This is a genomic window from Acinetobacter sp. YH12063 (assembly GCF_013419715.1).
Lineage (GTDB): Bacteria > Pseudomonadota > Gammaproteobacteria > Pseudomonadales > Moraxellaceae > Acinetobacter > Acinetobacter amyesii.
In genome coordinates this window covers 36,400-51,910 of sequence record NZ_VOZO01000009.1, presented here as the reverse complement: position 1 = coordinate 51,910, position 15,511 = coordinate 36,400, and the positions used below count along the sequence as shown (strand labels likewise).

General features: G+C 43.1%; 14 protein-coding genes. 9 read left to right on the top strand and 5 right to left on the bottom strand.

What is annotated here, in order from left to right:
* Positions 1-11: 11 nt before the first annotated feature.
* Genes FTU12_RS11190 through FTU12_RS11160 form a run of 7 tightly spaced genes read left to right on the top strand, consistent with a single transcriptional unit; the run spans position 12 to position 6,721 of the window.
* Entirely contained in the window at positions 12-1,067 is a 1,056-nt protein-coding gene (locus FTU12_RS11190) for an ABC transporter substrate-binding protein (protein ID WP_180114377.1), read from the top strand.
* Between the two features lie 9 nt (positions 1,068-1,076).
* A complete protein-coding gene (locus FTU12_RS11185) occupies positions 1,077-2,330 on the top strand; it encodes an MFS transporter (protein WP_180039784.1) in 1,254 nt (417 codons plus the stop codon).
* The gene (locus FTU12_RS11180; protein ID WP_180010791.1) at positions 2,327-3,175 is read left to right on the top strand and encodes an ABC transporter permease; all 849 of its coding nucleotides are present in this window, start codon (positions 2,327-2,329) and stop codon (positions 3,173-3,175) included. Before FTU12_RS11185 ends, FTU12_RS11180 begins: the two co-directional genes overlap by 4 nt.
* Entirely contained in the window at positions 3,172-3,966 is a 795-nt protein-coding gene (locus FTU12_RS11175) for an ABC transporter permease (protein ID WP_180114376.1), read from the top strand. The genes FTU12_RS11180 and FTU12_RS11175 overlap by 4 nt, the downstream gene beginning before the upstream one ends.
* Before the next feature lie 12 nt (positions 3,967-3,978).
* Positions 3,979-5,034: an ABC transporter substrate-binding protein gene (locus FTU12_RS11170; protein ID WP_257227313.1), complete on the top strand. Its 1,056-nt coding sequence runs from the start codon at positions 3,979-3,981 to the stop codon at positions 5,032-5,034.
* Positions 5,035-5,036: 2 nt separating this feature from the next.
* Positions 5,037-5,870, top strand: a complete 834-nt coding sequence (locus tag FTU12_RS11165) for an ABC transporter ATP-binding protein (protein ID WP_078191496.1) — start codon at positions 5,037-5,039, stop codon at positions 5,868-5,870.
* 20 nt (positions 5,871-5,890) lie between these two features.
* Positions 5,891-6,721: an ABC transporter permease gene (locus FTU12_RS11160; RefSeq protein ID WP_180114375.1), complete on the top strand. Its 831-nt coding sequence runs from the start codon at positions 5,891-5,893 to the stop codon at positions 6,719-6,721.
* A 170-nt stretch (positions 6,722-6,891) separates the two neighbouring features.
* Here FTU12_RS11160 and FTU12_RS11155 read toward each other — a convergent pair whose 3' ends face one another.
* Complete coding sequence (locus FTU12_RS11155) at positions 6,892-7,986, bottom strand: sigma-54-dependent Fis family transcriptional regulator (RefSeq protein WP_180114374.1); 1,095 nt, start codon at positions 7,984-7,986, stop codon at positions 6,892-6,894.
* Between the two features lie 230 nt (positions 7,987-8,216).
* On the opposite strand from FTU12_RS11155, the gene FTU12_RS11150 reads away from it, so the two are divergent.
* Positions 8,217-8,432, top strand: coding sequence for a molybdopterin-binding protein (locus FTU12_RS11150; protein ID WP_067765474.1), 216 nt, complete (start codon positions 8,217-8,219; stop codon positions 8,430-8,432).
* Between the two features lie 45 nt (positions 8,433-8,477).
* Complete coding sequence (locus FTU12_RS11145; RefSeq protein WP_078191493.1) at positions 8,478-9,302, top strand: ABC transporter ATP-binding protein; 825 nt, start codon at positions 8,478-8,480, stop codon at positions 9,300-9,302.
* 163 nt (positions 9,303-9,465) lie between these two features.
* Here the strand turns inward: FTU12_RS11145 and FTU12_RS11140 are convergent, their stop codons facing one another.
* The 4 genes from FTU12_RS11140 to FTU12_RS11125 all read right to left on the bottom strand — a co-directional run bounded on the left by FTU12_RS11140 (position 9,466) and on the right by FTU12_RS11125 (position 15,413).
* Entirely contained in the window at positions 9,466-10,833 is a 1,368-nt protein-coding gene (locus FTU12_RS11140) for an LLM class flavin-dependent oxidoreductase (RefSeq protein WP_180114373.1), read from the bottom strand.
* A gap of 296 nt (positions 10,834-11,129) precedes the next feature.
* The gene (locus tag FTU12_RS11135) at positions 11,130-12,491 is read right to left on the bottom strand and encodes an LLM class flavin-dependent oxidoreductase (RefSeq protein WP_180114372.1); all 1,362 of its coding nucleotides are present in this window, start codon (positions 12,489-12,491) and stop codon (positions 11,130-11,132) included.
* A 253-nt stretch (positions 12,492-12,744) separates the two neighbouring features.
* A complete protein-coding gene (locus FTU12_RS11130) occupies positions 12,745-14,112 on the bottom strand; it encodes an MATE family efflux transporter (RefSeq protein ID WP_180035133.1) in 1,368 nt (455 codons plus the stop codon).
* Between the two features lie 146 nt (positions 14,113-14,258).
* Positions 14,259-15,413 carry a methionine aminotransferase gene (locus tag FTU12_RS11125; protein ID WP_180114371.1) on the bottom strand — a complete coding sequence of 385 codons (1,155 nt, stop codon included), beginning with the start codon at positions 15,411-15,413 and terminating at the stop codon, positions 14,259-14,261.
* Positions 15,414-15,511 lie beyond the last annotated feature (98 nt).

Below are 15,511 nucleotides of genomic sequence, written 5' to 3'. Positions count from 1 at the left end.
GAACATTTAAAATGAAAATTATCTCTAAAAAAATCGCAGCCACATTCTTGGCACTTTCAGCACTTGGTTTAAGCATTCAATTGCATGCTGCCAATCCCAAAGAAATTCGCATTTCAGTATCAGCTGCGGGTGAGGGGGGTAAACCCAAAGTGGGCGGTAGTTTTGTAGCTACAGCACATTTACGAGGTGTGCTCGAACAAGAATTTAAAAAAGATGGCATTAAGGTGAATTGGCTTTTCTTCCCCGGGGCTGGACCTGCAACTAACGAAGCTTTAGCCAATGGCAAAGTTGACTTTGCATTGCATGGCGATTTGCCCTCATTGGTTGGACGTTCAACGGGATTAAAAACCAAAGTGTTGTTCTCGACAGGGCGTTTTGGCCCAACTTATGTGGTGGTGCCTGCCGGTTCTAATGCCAAATCCTTTGCAGATCTAAAAGGCAAAAAATTCTCCGTCTTTAAAGGCACCAATGGTCAGATCGTCTTTAACCGTGTATTAGCAAAATACAATTTAACTGAGCGCGATTTACGAGTGATTTCGCAAGATGCATATTCGGCACGTACGGCCTTAGCGACAGGTGATATTGATGCCACGATTACTTCGCCATTTAGTTTGCAAGCGCGTGGTGTGGCGAAAACATTACTAGAAATTAAAGATCCCAAAGTTGCACCGATTGCGCACTTTTGGGTGACAGAAAGTTTTGAAAAACAATATCCAGAGGTGGTGCAACGTGTCGTGACGACGCTGATTAAACAAGCGCAGTGGAGTTCTCAAGAAGCTAATCGTAGTGCGCAATATAAACTTTGGGCACAAAGTGGCATTCCGTTGGTGGATTATCAAAAAACGTGGGATGGCTGGAATTTAAAGGACCGTACTACACCGCTACTAGACGAGTTCCATCGTTCACAAATTGATAGTGCTTTAAAAATTGCCAAAGACGCTCGCTTAATCCGTCGTGATGTAGATACCAAAACATGGTATGAGCCGAAGTATCTAAATAATGCCTTGAAAGAGCTGAAGTTAGAGGGTTACTGGCGCCAATTTAATGCTCAAGGTCAACCGAAGTAAGTCGCAGCCATGAGTCGTCCGATTGAAAGCAATGTAATTGCCAGTCCATTAACCACCAAATTTATGAGCAGTTTTGTGCTGCTCACGATTTTGGCTGGACTGGGTGTGGGTGTCGCACGGGTATTAATTTCCTTGTATGCCGTGCATTTAGAAGCCACCGAATTGCAATTGGGGCTAATTTCTGCAGCGCAAAATTTTGGCATTTTGATCATGGCATTGCCGATTGGCGTGTTGGTACAGCGCTTTGGGTCTTTGAAAATATTCTGCATCGGCAGTGTGTTGGGCGCTGTGGTCTATAGCTTAACGCCACTCAAAGCTGGTGCATGGTATCTCTTTGCAGTCACAGCCTTAGTAAGTTTTGTCTTACCCATGCGCTTTGTTTCGATCAATACCGTTTTTTTGAGCAACTTAAAACGTTTAGGTCCAGTCCGTGCGGGTTGGTTTCGCGGTTCGCACATGATGGGATATTTCCTGATTGCGCCTGCATTGAGCGTGTTGTTGGTCGAGCATTTCGGCTATGGCGGAAGTTTTTATGTGGTGTCTTTGCTTTTTTTAGGCACCTTGCTGTTGGCTCCGTGGTGCTTTCAACGTAGTACTCCGCAAGCGACGAATCGCCCGCATTTTCAATGGCGAGATATTGTGGCGCCTTTGGCACTCATCAAAACCCATGCCTCGCTGCGGATTGTCTGCATATTGGAATTTTTGAGCAGCGTGGCAAATAACTACTTTGGCTTTTTCATTGTGGTGATTGCTATCCAAAGTTTTGCACTTTCGGAGCCAATGGCAGTGATGCTGCTGACCGTACAAGGCATTGTCTTTGTGGGATCGCTATTTAGCATGGGCGGTTTGGCTGAGCTGATGGGTTATCAAAAGTTTTATTTGATTGGCCTAAGCCTGATGGCAACGGCATTACTGATTTTAGCCTTAACCAAAATCACGCTGTTGATGTGGCCTGCTTCGGTCATGTTTGGACTTGGACTCGGTATGTTGCATATCGCCAATTTTATGTCTTTCGCCCGAGTCGGTGAGCAAACCGCGATGGCAAAGATTTCTCCAATTTTAGCCCTTGTCGGACCTTCGGGTGGACTGTTGGGGGGCTTGATAGGCGCCGTATTTGGCGCACAGGTTGGACTACAAAATTTATTTTTACCGATCGGGCTGGTGTTTATTGGTCTGATTATTTTGATCAGCAAAGATCAGGAATTTATTCAATTTTTAAAACCTGATGTCTCAGAACAGAGCGTAAAAGGACAAGAATTATGAGCCTTACGGATGTATCTGCACATTCGGTTCCCTTGCAAAGTGACCGAAGTGCGTTGGATTTTTTTAAGACCTATTTAAAACTAACTTTGCAAGTGGCGTGTGGACTCCTGATGCCAGTTTTGTTGTTCGGTCTATGGTATGTGGCAACACTTAAACAGTGGTTGCCTGAGCAGATTTTACCTGCACCGAGTCTGGTGTGGCAAAGCACAGTCGAATTATGGCAAAGCGGTGAATTGAGTTTTCATTTTGCCATCAGTGCCAAACGTATTTTATGGAGTGTCTTGCTTGGTGCCAGTGTCGGGATTTTGCTTGGTACTGTGTTGGGATTAGCAAAGCGTAGTCGGGACTTTATTTTTCCGACGGTGAATCTTGTTGCGCAATTTCCCATAGTTGGCTGGATTCCATTATTGATGATTTTCTTAGGCATCGATGAGGCTTTGAAGATTGCCGCTATTTCATTGGCTGTGTTACCGCCGCTGTTGATTGCAACCTATAAGGGCATTACTCATGTGCCGAATAGTTTGATGGAAGTGGCAGAGGTTTACCAATACAGCAATTGGCAGAAACTCAAAGAGGTGATTTTCCCAGCAGCATTACCCAGTGTGATCAGTGGTTTACGTCAAGGCATTATGCAGGCGTGGTTGGCATTGGTTTTTGTCGAGTTATTAGCAAGTAGTGAAGGAATTGGTTATCTCATGGTGTGGGGACGTCAGCTAATGCAGATGGACTTGATCTTCATGGCGATCATTCTGATTGGTATTACGGGCTATGTCTTAGATACCTTGCTGGCTTGGTTAGAAAAAACGGCACGCTTTCACGCAACCCGAGTAGGAGGGAACTCATGAGCATTCTTTCATTACACAGGGCAGCGCGCCAAGTCTTAGTTAAAGCAGCAAAAGCACTCGTTCTACCTGTGGCATTTATCGCACTGTGGGCAGTAGCCTCACAGCAAAATTGGGTTGATCCAAAGTTGATTCCTAGTCCATGGCTCGTGCTGCAAAAAGCAGTAACCGTGCTCCAACAACCGAGCTTTTTGACAGGCTTTGCCGAAAGTTTGGCACGTAATTTTATTGGCTATGGCATAGGTGCGATAGCGGGTGTGTTATTTGGCATCTTGATCGCGAGTTCACGCCTTTCGAATTGGTTATTTGCACCGAGCTTTCATGTATTGCGTCAAATTTCGCTGTTCGCATGGTTGCCACTAATTTCGACTTTTTTAGGCGAGGGACACGGCGCCAAAGTGCTGTTTATTACCTTGTCGGTGTTTTACCCCGTGGCGCTACATACCTTTGAAGGCGTGAGCAGTATTTCGCATAAATATCGAGAAGTGGCCGAAGTCTATCAATTTCCCAAGACATACGCGTTTCGTAAATTGATATTACCCGGTGCTTCGGCGCAGATTTTTGTCGGTTTACAACTTGGGCTGATTTTCGCATGGCTTGCCACCATCGGCTCTGAATTTTTATTGGCGAACTATGGCAATGGTCTGGGCAATATCGTGATTCAAGGGCGTCAGGCTTTTGATGTCGAACTGATTATTTTTGGCATGTTGCTGATAGGAATTGTGGGCGTGTTGCTCAATACGGTACTGACTTGGGTTGAGCGTAAAGTTTTAGCTTGGCAGCAGGTTGGATAGGAGAACATAACAATGAAAAAAATGACAATCCATAACACTCCTCAACTCTGGCGCAATATGTTCCTTGCAGCATTGGTCGGTGGCACAGCCTTGGTTGGTTGCAGCACGCAGCGAGTGGATGAACCTCAGCAAGTGGCTTTAAAAGAACTACGCTATCAAAGCTATCCGGGACTGGTGTCCTTACCTGAATTGGCACAAGACTTGGGCTATTTAGGCGACGTTAAACTCAGTTATGTCGGCACGGTACAAGGTGGGCCACAAGATTTACTCACTTTGGTGGCCGGTGATGTTGATTTTGCTGGCGCCTTTAATGGTGCTGTGGTGAAGGTCATCGCTGCGGGTCTAGATGTCGTTCCCGTAGTGGCTTCTTATGGCAGTGATGCTGAACAAAACGTGGGTTTTTATGTGCTAGAAAATAGTTCTATCCGTAGCCCACGAGACTTTATTGGCAAGAAAGTCGCAGTGAATGCCTATGGGGCACATTATGACTTTGTGGTGAAAGATTATTTGGCTCGCCATGGATTAACCGATGATGAAATCCGTCAAGTTGAGCTGATTATGTTGCCACCGGTGAGCTCAGAACAAGCCTTAAGGAATGGGCAAATTGATATTGCAGTGTTCTCTGGCATTTTGGAAAAACGTGCCTTAAAAAATGGTGGTGTACGCAGCATCTTTAAAGATATTGATTTATACGGCCCCTTTACCGCAGGGAGTTTTTCGATGCGCGGTGAGTTTATTCAAGCGCATCCCGAGTTGGCTCGCACTTTTGTCAGTGGCGTGGCCAAAGCTCAAGAATGGCTACACCACACGCCGAAAGAGCAAATCATTGCCCGTATGGAAAGTATTATCGAAAAACGTCAACGCAATGAAAATACAGCACTGATTCCATATTACACAGGCACAGGTGTTCACGAAGTCGGTGGTGTGCAAAAAGATCAGGATTTTGCACCATGGGTGAGTGCCTTAGAAAAAGAACACAAATTAAAACCAAATCAAATTGAGGTCAGTCGCATCTATAGCAATGAATTTAATCCCTATGCGCAAGACCAAAAATCAAAAGGAACATAACAATGACCAGTGCATTACATTTAGATCACGTGCGTAAGGTATTTCCTGCACAAAACCATGTCGGCAGTAAAAATTATAAGCCTGAATTTGTTGCCGTAGAAAATGTCACTTTGGATATTCAGCCGGGTGAATTTGTTTCAATCGTGGGGCCAAGTGGCTGCGGAAAATCTACATTATTAGACTTAATTGCGGGTTTAACCAAACCGTCGGCAGGGCAGATTTTACTGAGTGGCAAGCAGATTACTCAACCGGGTTTAGACCGTGGCATTGTGTTTCAGCAATATGCGCTCTATCCATGGTTAACCGCACTGGAAAATATCGAATTTGGTCTAGAAGCCAAAGGCGTAGCAAAAAAAGAACGCCGTGAAAAAGCCGAATACTATTTGCAGCTTGTGGGTCTCAGTGGCTTTGAAAAGCATTATCCGAATGAGCTTTCCGGCGGGATGAAACAGCGGGTTGCGATTGCCCGAAGTTTGGCTTATGAACCAGAAATTTTATTAATGGATGAGCCCTTTGCTGCCCTAGATGCGCAAACCCGAGAAACCTTACAAGCCGAGCTGATCAATATCTGGAAAAGCTCGAAAAAAACCATTGTTTTTATTACTCACAGTATTGATGAAGCAATTTATCTGAGTCAGCGAGTGGCGATTATGACCTCAAGACCGGGGCGAATTAAGGAAGTGATTGAAATTCCTCAAAGCCTGCGCAGCTCCAGTGAAGATGTCCGTTCATTGCCTGAATATGGCCGAATTCGCCATAAAATTTGGTCATTGCTCAGTGAAGAAGTGATTAAAGCGCAAGCCCTCGAAAAACATAAACAGCTTGCACATAACTAAAATATTCAGAGGATTTACTTATGTCATCGACTAAACAAGCCATCAGTTATACGCAAACCTATAACGACATTAAACCCAGACTACAATTCACTTGGTTAAACACGGTCTTTAAACGCACCATTGCCATTGTAGCTTTTTTCTTGCTGTGGGAGATTCTGCCGCGTAGTGGTGTGGTCAATCCGGCTTTTTTACCGCCGTTATCTGTAGTATTGGAAACCACATGGCAGCTATATCAAAGCGGTCAATTAGGCATCCATTTCTTTGCCAGTATAAAGCGTTCCATTATTGGTTTCATTTTGGCCCTAGCGATCGCCATTCCTTTGGCTCTCATCATTGGTTGGTACAAGCTCGTGGCTGAAACCTTAAATCCATTGTTAGAACTGTTTCGTAATACCACAGCACTGGCGTTAATGCCGTTGTTCATCTTATTTTTAGGCATTGGTGAAACCTCAAAAATCAGTTTGTTGGTGTATGCATGCACATGGCCGATTTTATTGAACACCATTACAGGCGTACAAACAGTCGATCCCTTACTGATTAAATCGGCACGAACCATGGGCCTAAAACCCTATCAATTGTTCCGAAAAGTGATTCTACCTGCGTCGATTCCGACGATTTTTGTCGGTATCCGTCTGGCAGGGGCGATTTCGATTTTGGCCTTAGTGGCAGTAGAAATGTTTGGTGCCAAAGCAGGTCTGGGATATCTGATTATTTATTCGCAATTTAGCTTTGAAATTCCACAAATGTTTGTGGGCATATTAGTCATTACCCTCGTGGGTTTATCCTTTAACTACTTCTTGATTGGACTAGAAAAATACTTTACAGCATGGAAACGTAACCCTGTGGAATAATCTAGACGAAATGGAAATTAAATAAAAACCTCGGGATATACCGAGGTTTTTTATTGCTGATTTTTTATATTTAAAATAATGCAATGAATAAAGAATAATGTAGATGAATATTTATGTATCAGTTATTGGGATTATTATTTTAATGTGGAATAAATAAAAATATGACTTATTTATAATAAGCCATATTTAATTAGGCGAGTGCGAATCACGTTCCTTGTCACTCCAAGCAAACGAGCCGTATGCACTTGATTGTATTGACAGTGCTGATACGCACTTCGGATAAATTTTTCTTCAATCAGCTCATTAATATTGTCTTGCTTAAGTTGATTTGCGGCTTGAAAAATTTGTAAAAAGGTCTGCTCGAGTAACTGTCCGGCATCTTGAATATCTTGGATGTTGGCTATAGCCGAGGTGGCATTTTGTAAGTTAAACGGTTCAGCACGCGAAAATGAAGATGCACTTTGAATACTCGAAAAACTAATATCTTCCGGTTCAATTACACCTTTTTCACTGACTAAAATCGCATGTTGAATGGTATTTTCTAATTCACGAATATTACCTGGCCAGCTATGTAAACTGAGTTTTTTGAGAGCCAGTTGGCTGAGGCGTAATGGTGTGTCATGTGGGTTGGTTTGATAGACCTGAATGAAGTGTTTAACCAATGGCAAAATGTCACCACGACGCTCTGAGAGACGGGGAATGCGCAGCAAAGCCACATGTAAGCGGTAGAATAAATCTTCCCTGAAACGCCCGTCTTGTACGGCATGCTCTAAATCGACATTGGTTGCGGCAATGATCCGAACATTAATCGGAATAGATTTGAGTGAGCCGACTCGAACGATCTCTCTTTCTTGTAAAACACGGAGTAATTTGACTTGCATAGGCAAGGACAGGTCACCAATTTCATCTAAAAATAAGGTGCCATTATGGGCTGCTTCAAACCAACCGACACGGCTATTAATTGCCCCTGTAAAGGCTCCTTTTTCATGTCCAAATAATTCGCTTTCGACTAATGACTCGGTAAAGGCACCACAGTTCACTGCGATAAATGGACCTTTGGCACGATGGCTTAATTGGTGGATTTGGCGTGCAACCAATTCTTTACCTGTGCCTGTATCACCAATGATGAGTGCATTGGCCTCACTCGGCGCAATTTGTTCAATTCGAGACAACAACGCTTGCGATAACGGGTCTGCAAAAACCGTCGCTGTTGCCCGTTTATGTTTTAGTGCAGAGGGCACTGCAGGGTGGGTCAAAATAGACATATCGTTTCTTATAGTTGTTGAAAATGCAGATCATGATGAAAGATTTAAAAATAAAAGATAAATAATAATTCGATATTTAAATATCAGTTTCACCGATAAATTCATGCGTGGATTATTTATATGATTTTAAGATAAATAAAATCGGGATAACTAAAGGATAAATCAAGATATAGCAAGTGATTGAACTGTTTTATAGTAAAGCTCTCTTAATAACAAAAGGCAGAATTAAAATGGCGATTACTTCAGTAAATGTGCGAAACCAATTCAAAGGCGTGATTAATGAGATTGTAGAAGGTCCTGTGGTTTCAGAAATTGATGTGGAAACCAAAGCGGGCTTTTTTACGTCCGTAATCACGACGCGTTCGGTGAAGGATTTAGATTTAAAAGTAGGTTCTGAGGTGGTGGTGTTAATTAAATCGACGGAAGTGTCACTGGCTAAACTCTAAGGTTTAGTCCAGCAAAGTTTGTCAGCACAAATAGAGAATAATGATATGAGCGTAGAACAAGCTGGTTCGGTTTCTATTCAGCAGCTAACGAAACATTATCCCACACAAAAGCAAGAAGACTTAACCGTACTTGAGGACATTAACCTGAATATTCAGCCGGGTGAGTTCATTAGTATTGTGGGAAGTAGTGGCTGCGGAAAATCCACATTATTACGGTTGTTGGTTGGTCTAGAGCGTCAGTTTCAGGGCCAGATTTTGGTTGATGGTCAGCCTATACAGGGCACGAGTTTGGAACGCGGCATCGTGTTTCAAGATCATCGCCTGTTTCCATGGTTGACGGTACGGGAAAATGTACGGATTGCATTGCATAAAAGTCAGTTTAGCCGTGCAGAAGAAGATGTATTGATTGATGAACATTTAGAGTTGGTCAAATTAACCCAATTTAAAGATGCTTATCCTTCGCAGTTGTCTGGTGGGATGAATCAACGTGTGGCGATTGCCCGGAGTTTGGTGAATCGACCACAGATTTTACTGCTTGATGAACCCTTTGGCGCACTCGATGCATTGACGCGGCAAAATTTACAGGATGAATTACAGCGAATATGGCAAAGTGAAAAAATCACCATGATTATTGTCACCCATGATGTCGAAGAAGCGGTATTTTTGGGTGATCGGGTAGTGGTCATGCAGCCACATCCGGGACGAATTAAACGTATTGTAGATATTCATTTAGCCCATCCGCGTAAACGCGAAGATGTCCGTCTGACCAATATTAAAAATGACATTTTGACTGACTTTAGTGATCCAGTAAAAGATCAGTTGCTTGAACCTTTATCTCACCGATTTGCCGATTATAAATTTGCATGGTAAGTCTGGATTGACCATCTCATAGACAATGTAAAAGCCCCGAATTCAGGGCTTTTTTAGGCTTATCAAATATAGTCAGTATGATCATCGTTTAAGCTAGATCAATTTCAGTCCATAAAAATGCCCCAGTTGGGGCATTTGTTTTTCAGTTTTATCAAGCGTTGGTTTATGAGGCTTGAGAGGTATGTCTTTTTTCTAAAATATATTGGTTTTCAGGTCGTTTTAAACCTAAGTTTTCACGTAAGGTCTTGCCTTCATAAGCCGTGCGGAATAGACCACGACGTTGCAGTTCAGGGACAACCAAATCCACAAAATCATCTAAGCTTGCAGGTGTGGTTGGTGGCAAAATATTGAAACCATCCGCCGCTTCATTTTCAAACCACGCTTGTAGTTGATCGACTATTTGTTCGGGTGTTCCGATCAGTGTCCAATGCCCACGTGCGCTTGCAACCCATTGGTAAAGTTGTCGGATGGTAAAATTATTTTTACGCGCAATCTCTAAAATCAGTTGTTGACGGCTTGCGCCATTTTGCGCCTGTGTTAAATGTTCTGGCAGCGCTTGGTCGAGGTCAAATTGCGACAGGTCTTCAGTAAAACCACCCAATTGTTTGAGTAAGTTCAGTCCCAAAGTCGGATGAATATATGCATTTAATTCATCGTATTTTGCCCGAGCTTCGGCTTCAGTTTGTGCAACAAAGATCGACACACCCGGCATAATTTTCAAGTCATCCGCATGGCGGCCATATTTCACTAAGCGGTTTTTGACATCACGATAAAAGGCTTGAGCATCTGCTAAATTCTGCTGTGCGGTGAAAATCACTTCGGCATATTTACCGGCCAGTTCACGACCATCTTCAGATTGCCCAGCTTGAACAATCACCGGATAGCCTTGCGGTGGGCGAGCAATATTTAATGCACCATGTACCGCAAGATGTTTACCCTTAAAGCGAGGTGGATGCAGTTTATCGCCCGTAAAAAATTGCCCAGTCTGTTTATTGTATTCAAAGGCATCATCTTCCCAAGAGTCCCAAAGCTTTTGTGCCACTTCAATAAACTCATCCGCACGTTCATAGCGTTCTTTGGGGAGCAGCGCATCATTGATGCCATAGTTTTTTGAAACCACACTGCCAGAAGTGGTCACCACATTCCATGCCGCCCGACCTTCAGACAGATGATCTAAAGAGGCAAATTTTCGCGCCAAATTATAAGGTGCTTCATAGGTGGTCGACGCTGTGGCAATAAAGCCTATATGTTCGGTTACCGCTGCAAGTGCAGAAAATAGGGATACCGGTTCGAGCCCGGCAGAGAAGGTGCCATTGAGACCCAAATCAGGTGTTGTATCAGGATCGACGGTGACGGGAACATCCGCAAGGAAATAGGCATCAAATAAGCCACGCTCTGCGGTCTTTGCCAGTTCAATAAAGTATTTTAAATTGTGACTATCCTGTGGGCGAGCCTGCGGATGGCGCCAACCTGCCACATGTTGCGAAGTCCCTGGTACGAATGCCCCTAAGCGAATTTGACGTTTTGACATAAATAAACTCTGTAAATGTTATTGTTCACTAGGAGTATTACAATGTTTATGCCAATAAAAATATTGTTATAAAACAAGATATTATTTTATTGTTAAGTTTTTACTGTTTTAAAATCAACAGAGAAATTAATCGCTTGTTGTGGATGCATCATCCAAAATCTTGCAGAACTTATCTGTTTATATATAAACACATAATAAAATTAAGGGATTTTGTGCAGATGGCCTAACTCAGATAGAAAAAATGCCTCGGAAGAGGCATTTTAGAGATGGGTTAATAAAAACACTGTAAAAATTTACTAAGAGGCCTGCACCTGTTGATTCTTCAGCACATATTGATTTTCAGGGCGTTTTAGACCGAGGTTTTCACGTAAAGTCGTGCCTTCGTAGGCTGTTCGGAATAGACCGCGACGTTGCAGTTCAGGAACGATGAGATCGACAAAGTCATTTAACCCCGCAGGTGTTGTTGGCGGTAGGACATTAAAACCATCGGCAGCGTCATTCTCAAACCATTCCTGCAGTTGGTCTACGACTTGTTCCGGCGTGCCGATCAAGGTCCAATGTCCACGGGCTGAAGCGATATATTGATAGAGCTGACGAATACTAAAATTGTGCTTACGGGCAATATCAATCATCATTTGCTGACGACTGGAGAAATTAATGTCTGCATCTTCTATTTTCGGGAAAGGGGCATCTAGATCAAATTTGGCCAGATTAATGCCGCCTGCCAAAGCAGACAATAAACTTAAACCCACTTCTGGGTGAATTAAGCTATTTAAAAAGTCATATTTTTCTTGGGCTTCTTGCTCTGTCTTGGCAACAAAAATCGAAACCCCCGGCATAATTTTCAGGTCATCTGCATGGCGGCCATATTTCACTAAGCGGTTTTTGACATCACGATAAAAGGCTTGTGCATCTGCTAAGTTCTGCTGTGCTGTAAAAATCACTTCGGCATATTTACCGGCTAGTTCACGACCGTCTTCAGATTGTCCTGCTTGAACAATCACTGGATAGCCTTGCGGTGGGCGAGAGACGTTGAGAGCACCCAGTACTTGATAATATTGACCTTGATGATTGGGCTGATGTTGTTTGCGGGCATCAAAAAATTGCCCGGTTTCTTTGTTGTAATGGAAGGTATCATCCTCCCATGAGTCCCAAAGTTTTTGAGTCACCTCAATAAATTCATCGGCACGTTCATAACGCTCTTTGGGTTCAGGGTGCTGCTGAATGTTAAAGTTTTTTGCGGCATCGGCAGAGGCTGTCGTTACCACATTCCACGCAGCACGACCTTTAGAAATATGATCTAAAGAGGCAAATTTACGCGCCAAAATATAAGGGTCTTCATAAGTCGTGGATGCTGTGGCAATAAAGCCAATATTTTGCGTCACAGCCGACAGTGCAGCAAACAATGTAACAGGTTCAAAGCCGACGCCTTTATCGCCCAAACCTTTCTCACCTTCGACAGCAGAACTCCAACGGACAGACAGACCATCGGCAAGAAAGTAAGCATCGAATAAACCACGTTCTGCGGTTTTTGCCAGTTCAATTGCATAATCAATATTGAGATGATCTTGTGGGCGAGATTCAGGATGACGCCAACCTGCGACATGCTGTGAGGTGGTTGGAATAAAAGCCCCAAGCTTTATTTGACGTTTAGACATAAAAAATTTCTCATCCCAATTATTCTTAAAAGATAAAAGGGATAAGAACAAAATCTATGCCAAACCGTAATTGTTTGAAAATATGAGATTTTTATTTATATTATGTTTTAAGTGTAGATAAATAAACAGGATATAAAACCAAATGTTGAAAAATAAACAGCAGTTTAACAGCAAACTTTATGCATGAATCTGTACAAAATTCCCCATATTGAGATGCAAAGCTGCGGATTGGATTGAACGCTATTAGCAAACTTTATAGCAATACTTTGATGGCTTTTCGTCTCCATACCAGTTGGTAATACAGCCCTTGTAAAATACATAAGCTGACAAAGGCCAAGGCATAGGCATACCAAATACCTTTTAAGCCCCACCATTCACTGAATAGGTAGGCACACGGCACTTCAATGCAAATAATCGCCATAATATTAATAATCATCGGCACGGTCACTGTTCCGCTGGCCCGCATAATGGAAGCAAAAATCGCACTGGCACCAAAAAATAAAATCGACCAAAGCACAATGAACAGCAATTCTTGACCGAGAACCACAACTTCAGGATCTGTAATAAACAGCGCCATTAAATATTTAGAGAACAAATAGCCCAATGCCACCAAAATACCAGTAATAATGAAATTCATCCCGATGGCCGTACGTTTCACGCGATTAATTAGTTCAGATTGACCCGAACCGATGGCTTGCGCGGCAAAAATAGAAGCTGCAATCGCGATGGACAAGGCCGGGAATTGGATATAGTTCAAAACCTGATTGACCGCGCCATATGCAGCAGTGGCATCAGCACCATGGCGGTTAACTAAACCGACAATCACGAGACCGGCCACAGAGGTCGTGACCATCTGAATACCCGTAGGAATGCCTAGTTTTAAGATAATTTTGCTGAGATCATGTTGATGGCGAATATGACGAATCAACTCGAAGTCGAGTTTGAGCGGGTGATCTTTCTTTTTTAAGTAGAAATATAAAAATACCAAGGCAATTAAAAAGCCGATATGACTGGCAATGGCAGGGGCAATAATACCTAAACTTGGAAATCCAAATTTTCCGGCAATCAGCACGGGTGTAATGATCAGCCCTGAACCAATGGTCATACCCGATGCAATCAGCGGTGTTGTACTGTCACCGACCCCACGCAAAATCGAGGTGTAAATAATATAAATAAAGAGTAGTGGACTACCCGCAAGCATCCATTGCACATAAGGCAAAGATAAATGCATCACGTCAGGGGCTGTGCCTAAGGCCAATAAAATGGGCTTGGCAAATATCACCCCTAAAAAGGCAATGATGCTGCCACCAATCAAGGTCATAAACAGGGTGGAACCCACCACAGTACGAACTTTTTCAAGATTCTGCGCGCCCCAAGCTTGCCCCACCAACACGGTTGCACCTGCCGAGAGCCCGATCACAAAAGCCATTAAACAGAACAAGATCGGGAAAAATACCGCAACCGCTGCAATGGCATGCACCCCAAGCATCTGACCGACAAAAACGGTGTTAATGGTCCCAGATAAATTCTGCAAAATATTGGTGGCGATCAAAGGCACCAGAAAAACTAAAAACGTTTTCCATAAATTTTGCTGAGTAACGAGGGACTGTTGTTTTGACATGCTCAGGTCCTATACGCGGCTTTTTATGATTTTAAGTTACTGATAACACTATCATGTTGGCATTCAAAAAAGCCTTAGTTTTTGAGTAACCAAGGCTTCATTATTTCTACATGTCTGTTTTAAAAAACGTTTGGGCAGATACGGCTTTAAACCGCGGAGAGAATCTCTGCAGCTCGATCTAAGGTGGCATCTTGTTTGGCAAAACAGAAACGTAATAAGCGTAAATTTTCCGGCGGTTTTTGATAGAATACCGAGACAGGAATCGCCACGATTTTATGTTGTTCTGCCAACAACTGACACATTTCCACATCGCTTAAATCTGGGCGTATGGCACTGTAATCAAGGTTTTGGAAATAGGTACCTGCCGATGGAATCAACTCAAATCTAGAGTGGCTTAAGCCCGCATTGAACCGGTCACGTTTAGCTTGGTAAAAATCGGCCAATTCAGCAATGTGCTCAGGATGTTCTGCCATAAAGTTAGCCAATGCCATTTGTACGGGCGTAACTCCACAGAAATTGGCAAATTGATAGATTTGGCGAAACACTTTCATCAAGGCTGGCGCTGCAATGCAATAACCGGTTTTCCAACCTGTGACGTGAAAGGTTTTACCAAATGAGCCCACGACAAAACTGCGTTCACGCAGCTCAGGAAATGACAAAGCAGATAGATGCTGACGACCATCAAAAATTAAATGCTCATAGACCTCATCCGACAGCACTATAATATTTTTATCTTGAATTAGTTCGATTAAGTTGAGCCAGTCCTCACGCCCCCAAATAGCACCTGTTGGATTATGCGGTGTATTGACAATAATCATCCGGGTTTTATGGTTAATTGCAGCGGCAACACGATTCCAATCCACAGTAAAATGGGGCGTCTCTAAGGCAATGTGAATGGGATGAGCCCCAACCAATTTTACACTGGGCGCATAACTATCATAGCTCGGATCAAAAATAATCACTTCATCATCCGCATGAACCACGGCTTGAATGGCACTAAAAATACCAATGGTTGCACCCGGGGTAATGGTCACTTCGGTGTGAGGGTCAATATTTAATTGGTCTCGATGGGCAAACAGTTGGACCAATTGCTCACGTAAATGCATCAGTCCATCGCCGGGTGCATATTGGTTAAAACCCTGTTGCGTCGCATCACTTAGCGCATTTAACAGTGCTGGAGGTGCAGGAAAATCAGGAAAACCTTGAGATAAGTTCAGTGCATTTAGACGCTGCGCCATTGCACTCATGACGCTAAAAATAGTCACACCTTGTGCAGGCAGTTTGGATTCAATTGTGATCATGGAGCTTAAAATTTTTAATAGGTTGCATTTTGAGTGTAGCAGCATCTCAGCGGCTGCGAAAAGTTAGATCAGCAAAATTGATCCAGTATTGACGTTCC

Coding starts and splice junctions, on each gene's coding strand:
- FTU12_RS11130 (WP_180035133.1), bottom strand. CDS start 14,112: ATGTCAAAACAACAGTCCCTCGTTACTCAGCAAAATTTATGGAAAACG.
- FTU12_RS11160 (WP_180114375.1), top strand. CDS start 5,891: ATGTCATCGACTAAACAAGCCATCAGTTATACGCAAACCTATAACGAC.
- FTU12_RS11165 (WP_078191496.1), top strand. CDS start 5,037: ATGACCAGTGCATTACATTTAGATCACGTGCGTAAGGTATTTCCTGCA.
- FTU12_RS11180 (WP_180010791.1), top strand. CDS start 2,327: ATGAGCCTTACGGATGTATCTGCACATTCGGTTCCCTTGCAAAGTGAC.
- FTU12_RS11140 (WP_180114373.1), bottom strand. CDS start 10,833: ATGTCAAAACGTCAAATTCGCTTAGGGGCATTCGTACCAGGGACTTCG.
- FTU12_RS11125 (WP_180114371.1), bottom strand. CDS start 15,413: ATGATCACAATTGAATCCAAACTGCCTGCACAAGGTGTGACTATTTTT.
- FTU12_RS11170 (WP_257227313.1), top strand. CDS start 3,979: ATGAAAAAAATGACAATCCATAACACTCCTCAACTCTGGCGCAATATG.
- FTU12_RS11145 (WP_078191493.1), top strand. CDS start 8,478: ATGAGCGTAGAACAAGCTGGTTCGGTTTCTATTCAGCAGCTAACGAAA.
- FTU12_RS11190 (WP_180114377.1), top strand. CDS start 12: ATGAAAATTATCTCTAAAAAAATCGCAGCCACATTCTTGGCACTTTCA.
- FTU12_RS11135 (WP_180114372.1), bottom strand. CDS start 12,491: ATGTCTAAACGTCAAATAAAGCTTGGGGCTTTTATTCCAACCACCTCA.
- FTU12_RS11185 (WP_180039784.1), top strand. CDS start 1,077: ATGAGTCGTCCGATTGAAAGCAATGTAATTGCCAGTCCATTAACCACC.
- FTU12_RS11175 (WP_180114376.1), top strand. CDS start 3,172: ATGAGCATTCTTTCATTACACAGGGCAGCGCGCCAAGTCTTAGTTAAA.
- FTU12_RS11155 (WP_180114374.1), bottom strand. CDS start 7,986: ATGTCTATTTTGACCCACCCTGCAGTGCCCTCTGCACTAAAACATAAA.
- FTU12_RS11150 (WP_067765474.1), top strand. CDS start 8,217: ATGGCGATTACTTCAGTAAATGTGCGAAACCAATTCAAAGGCGTGATT.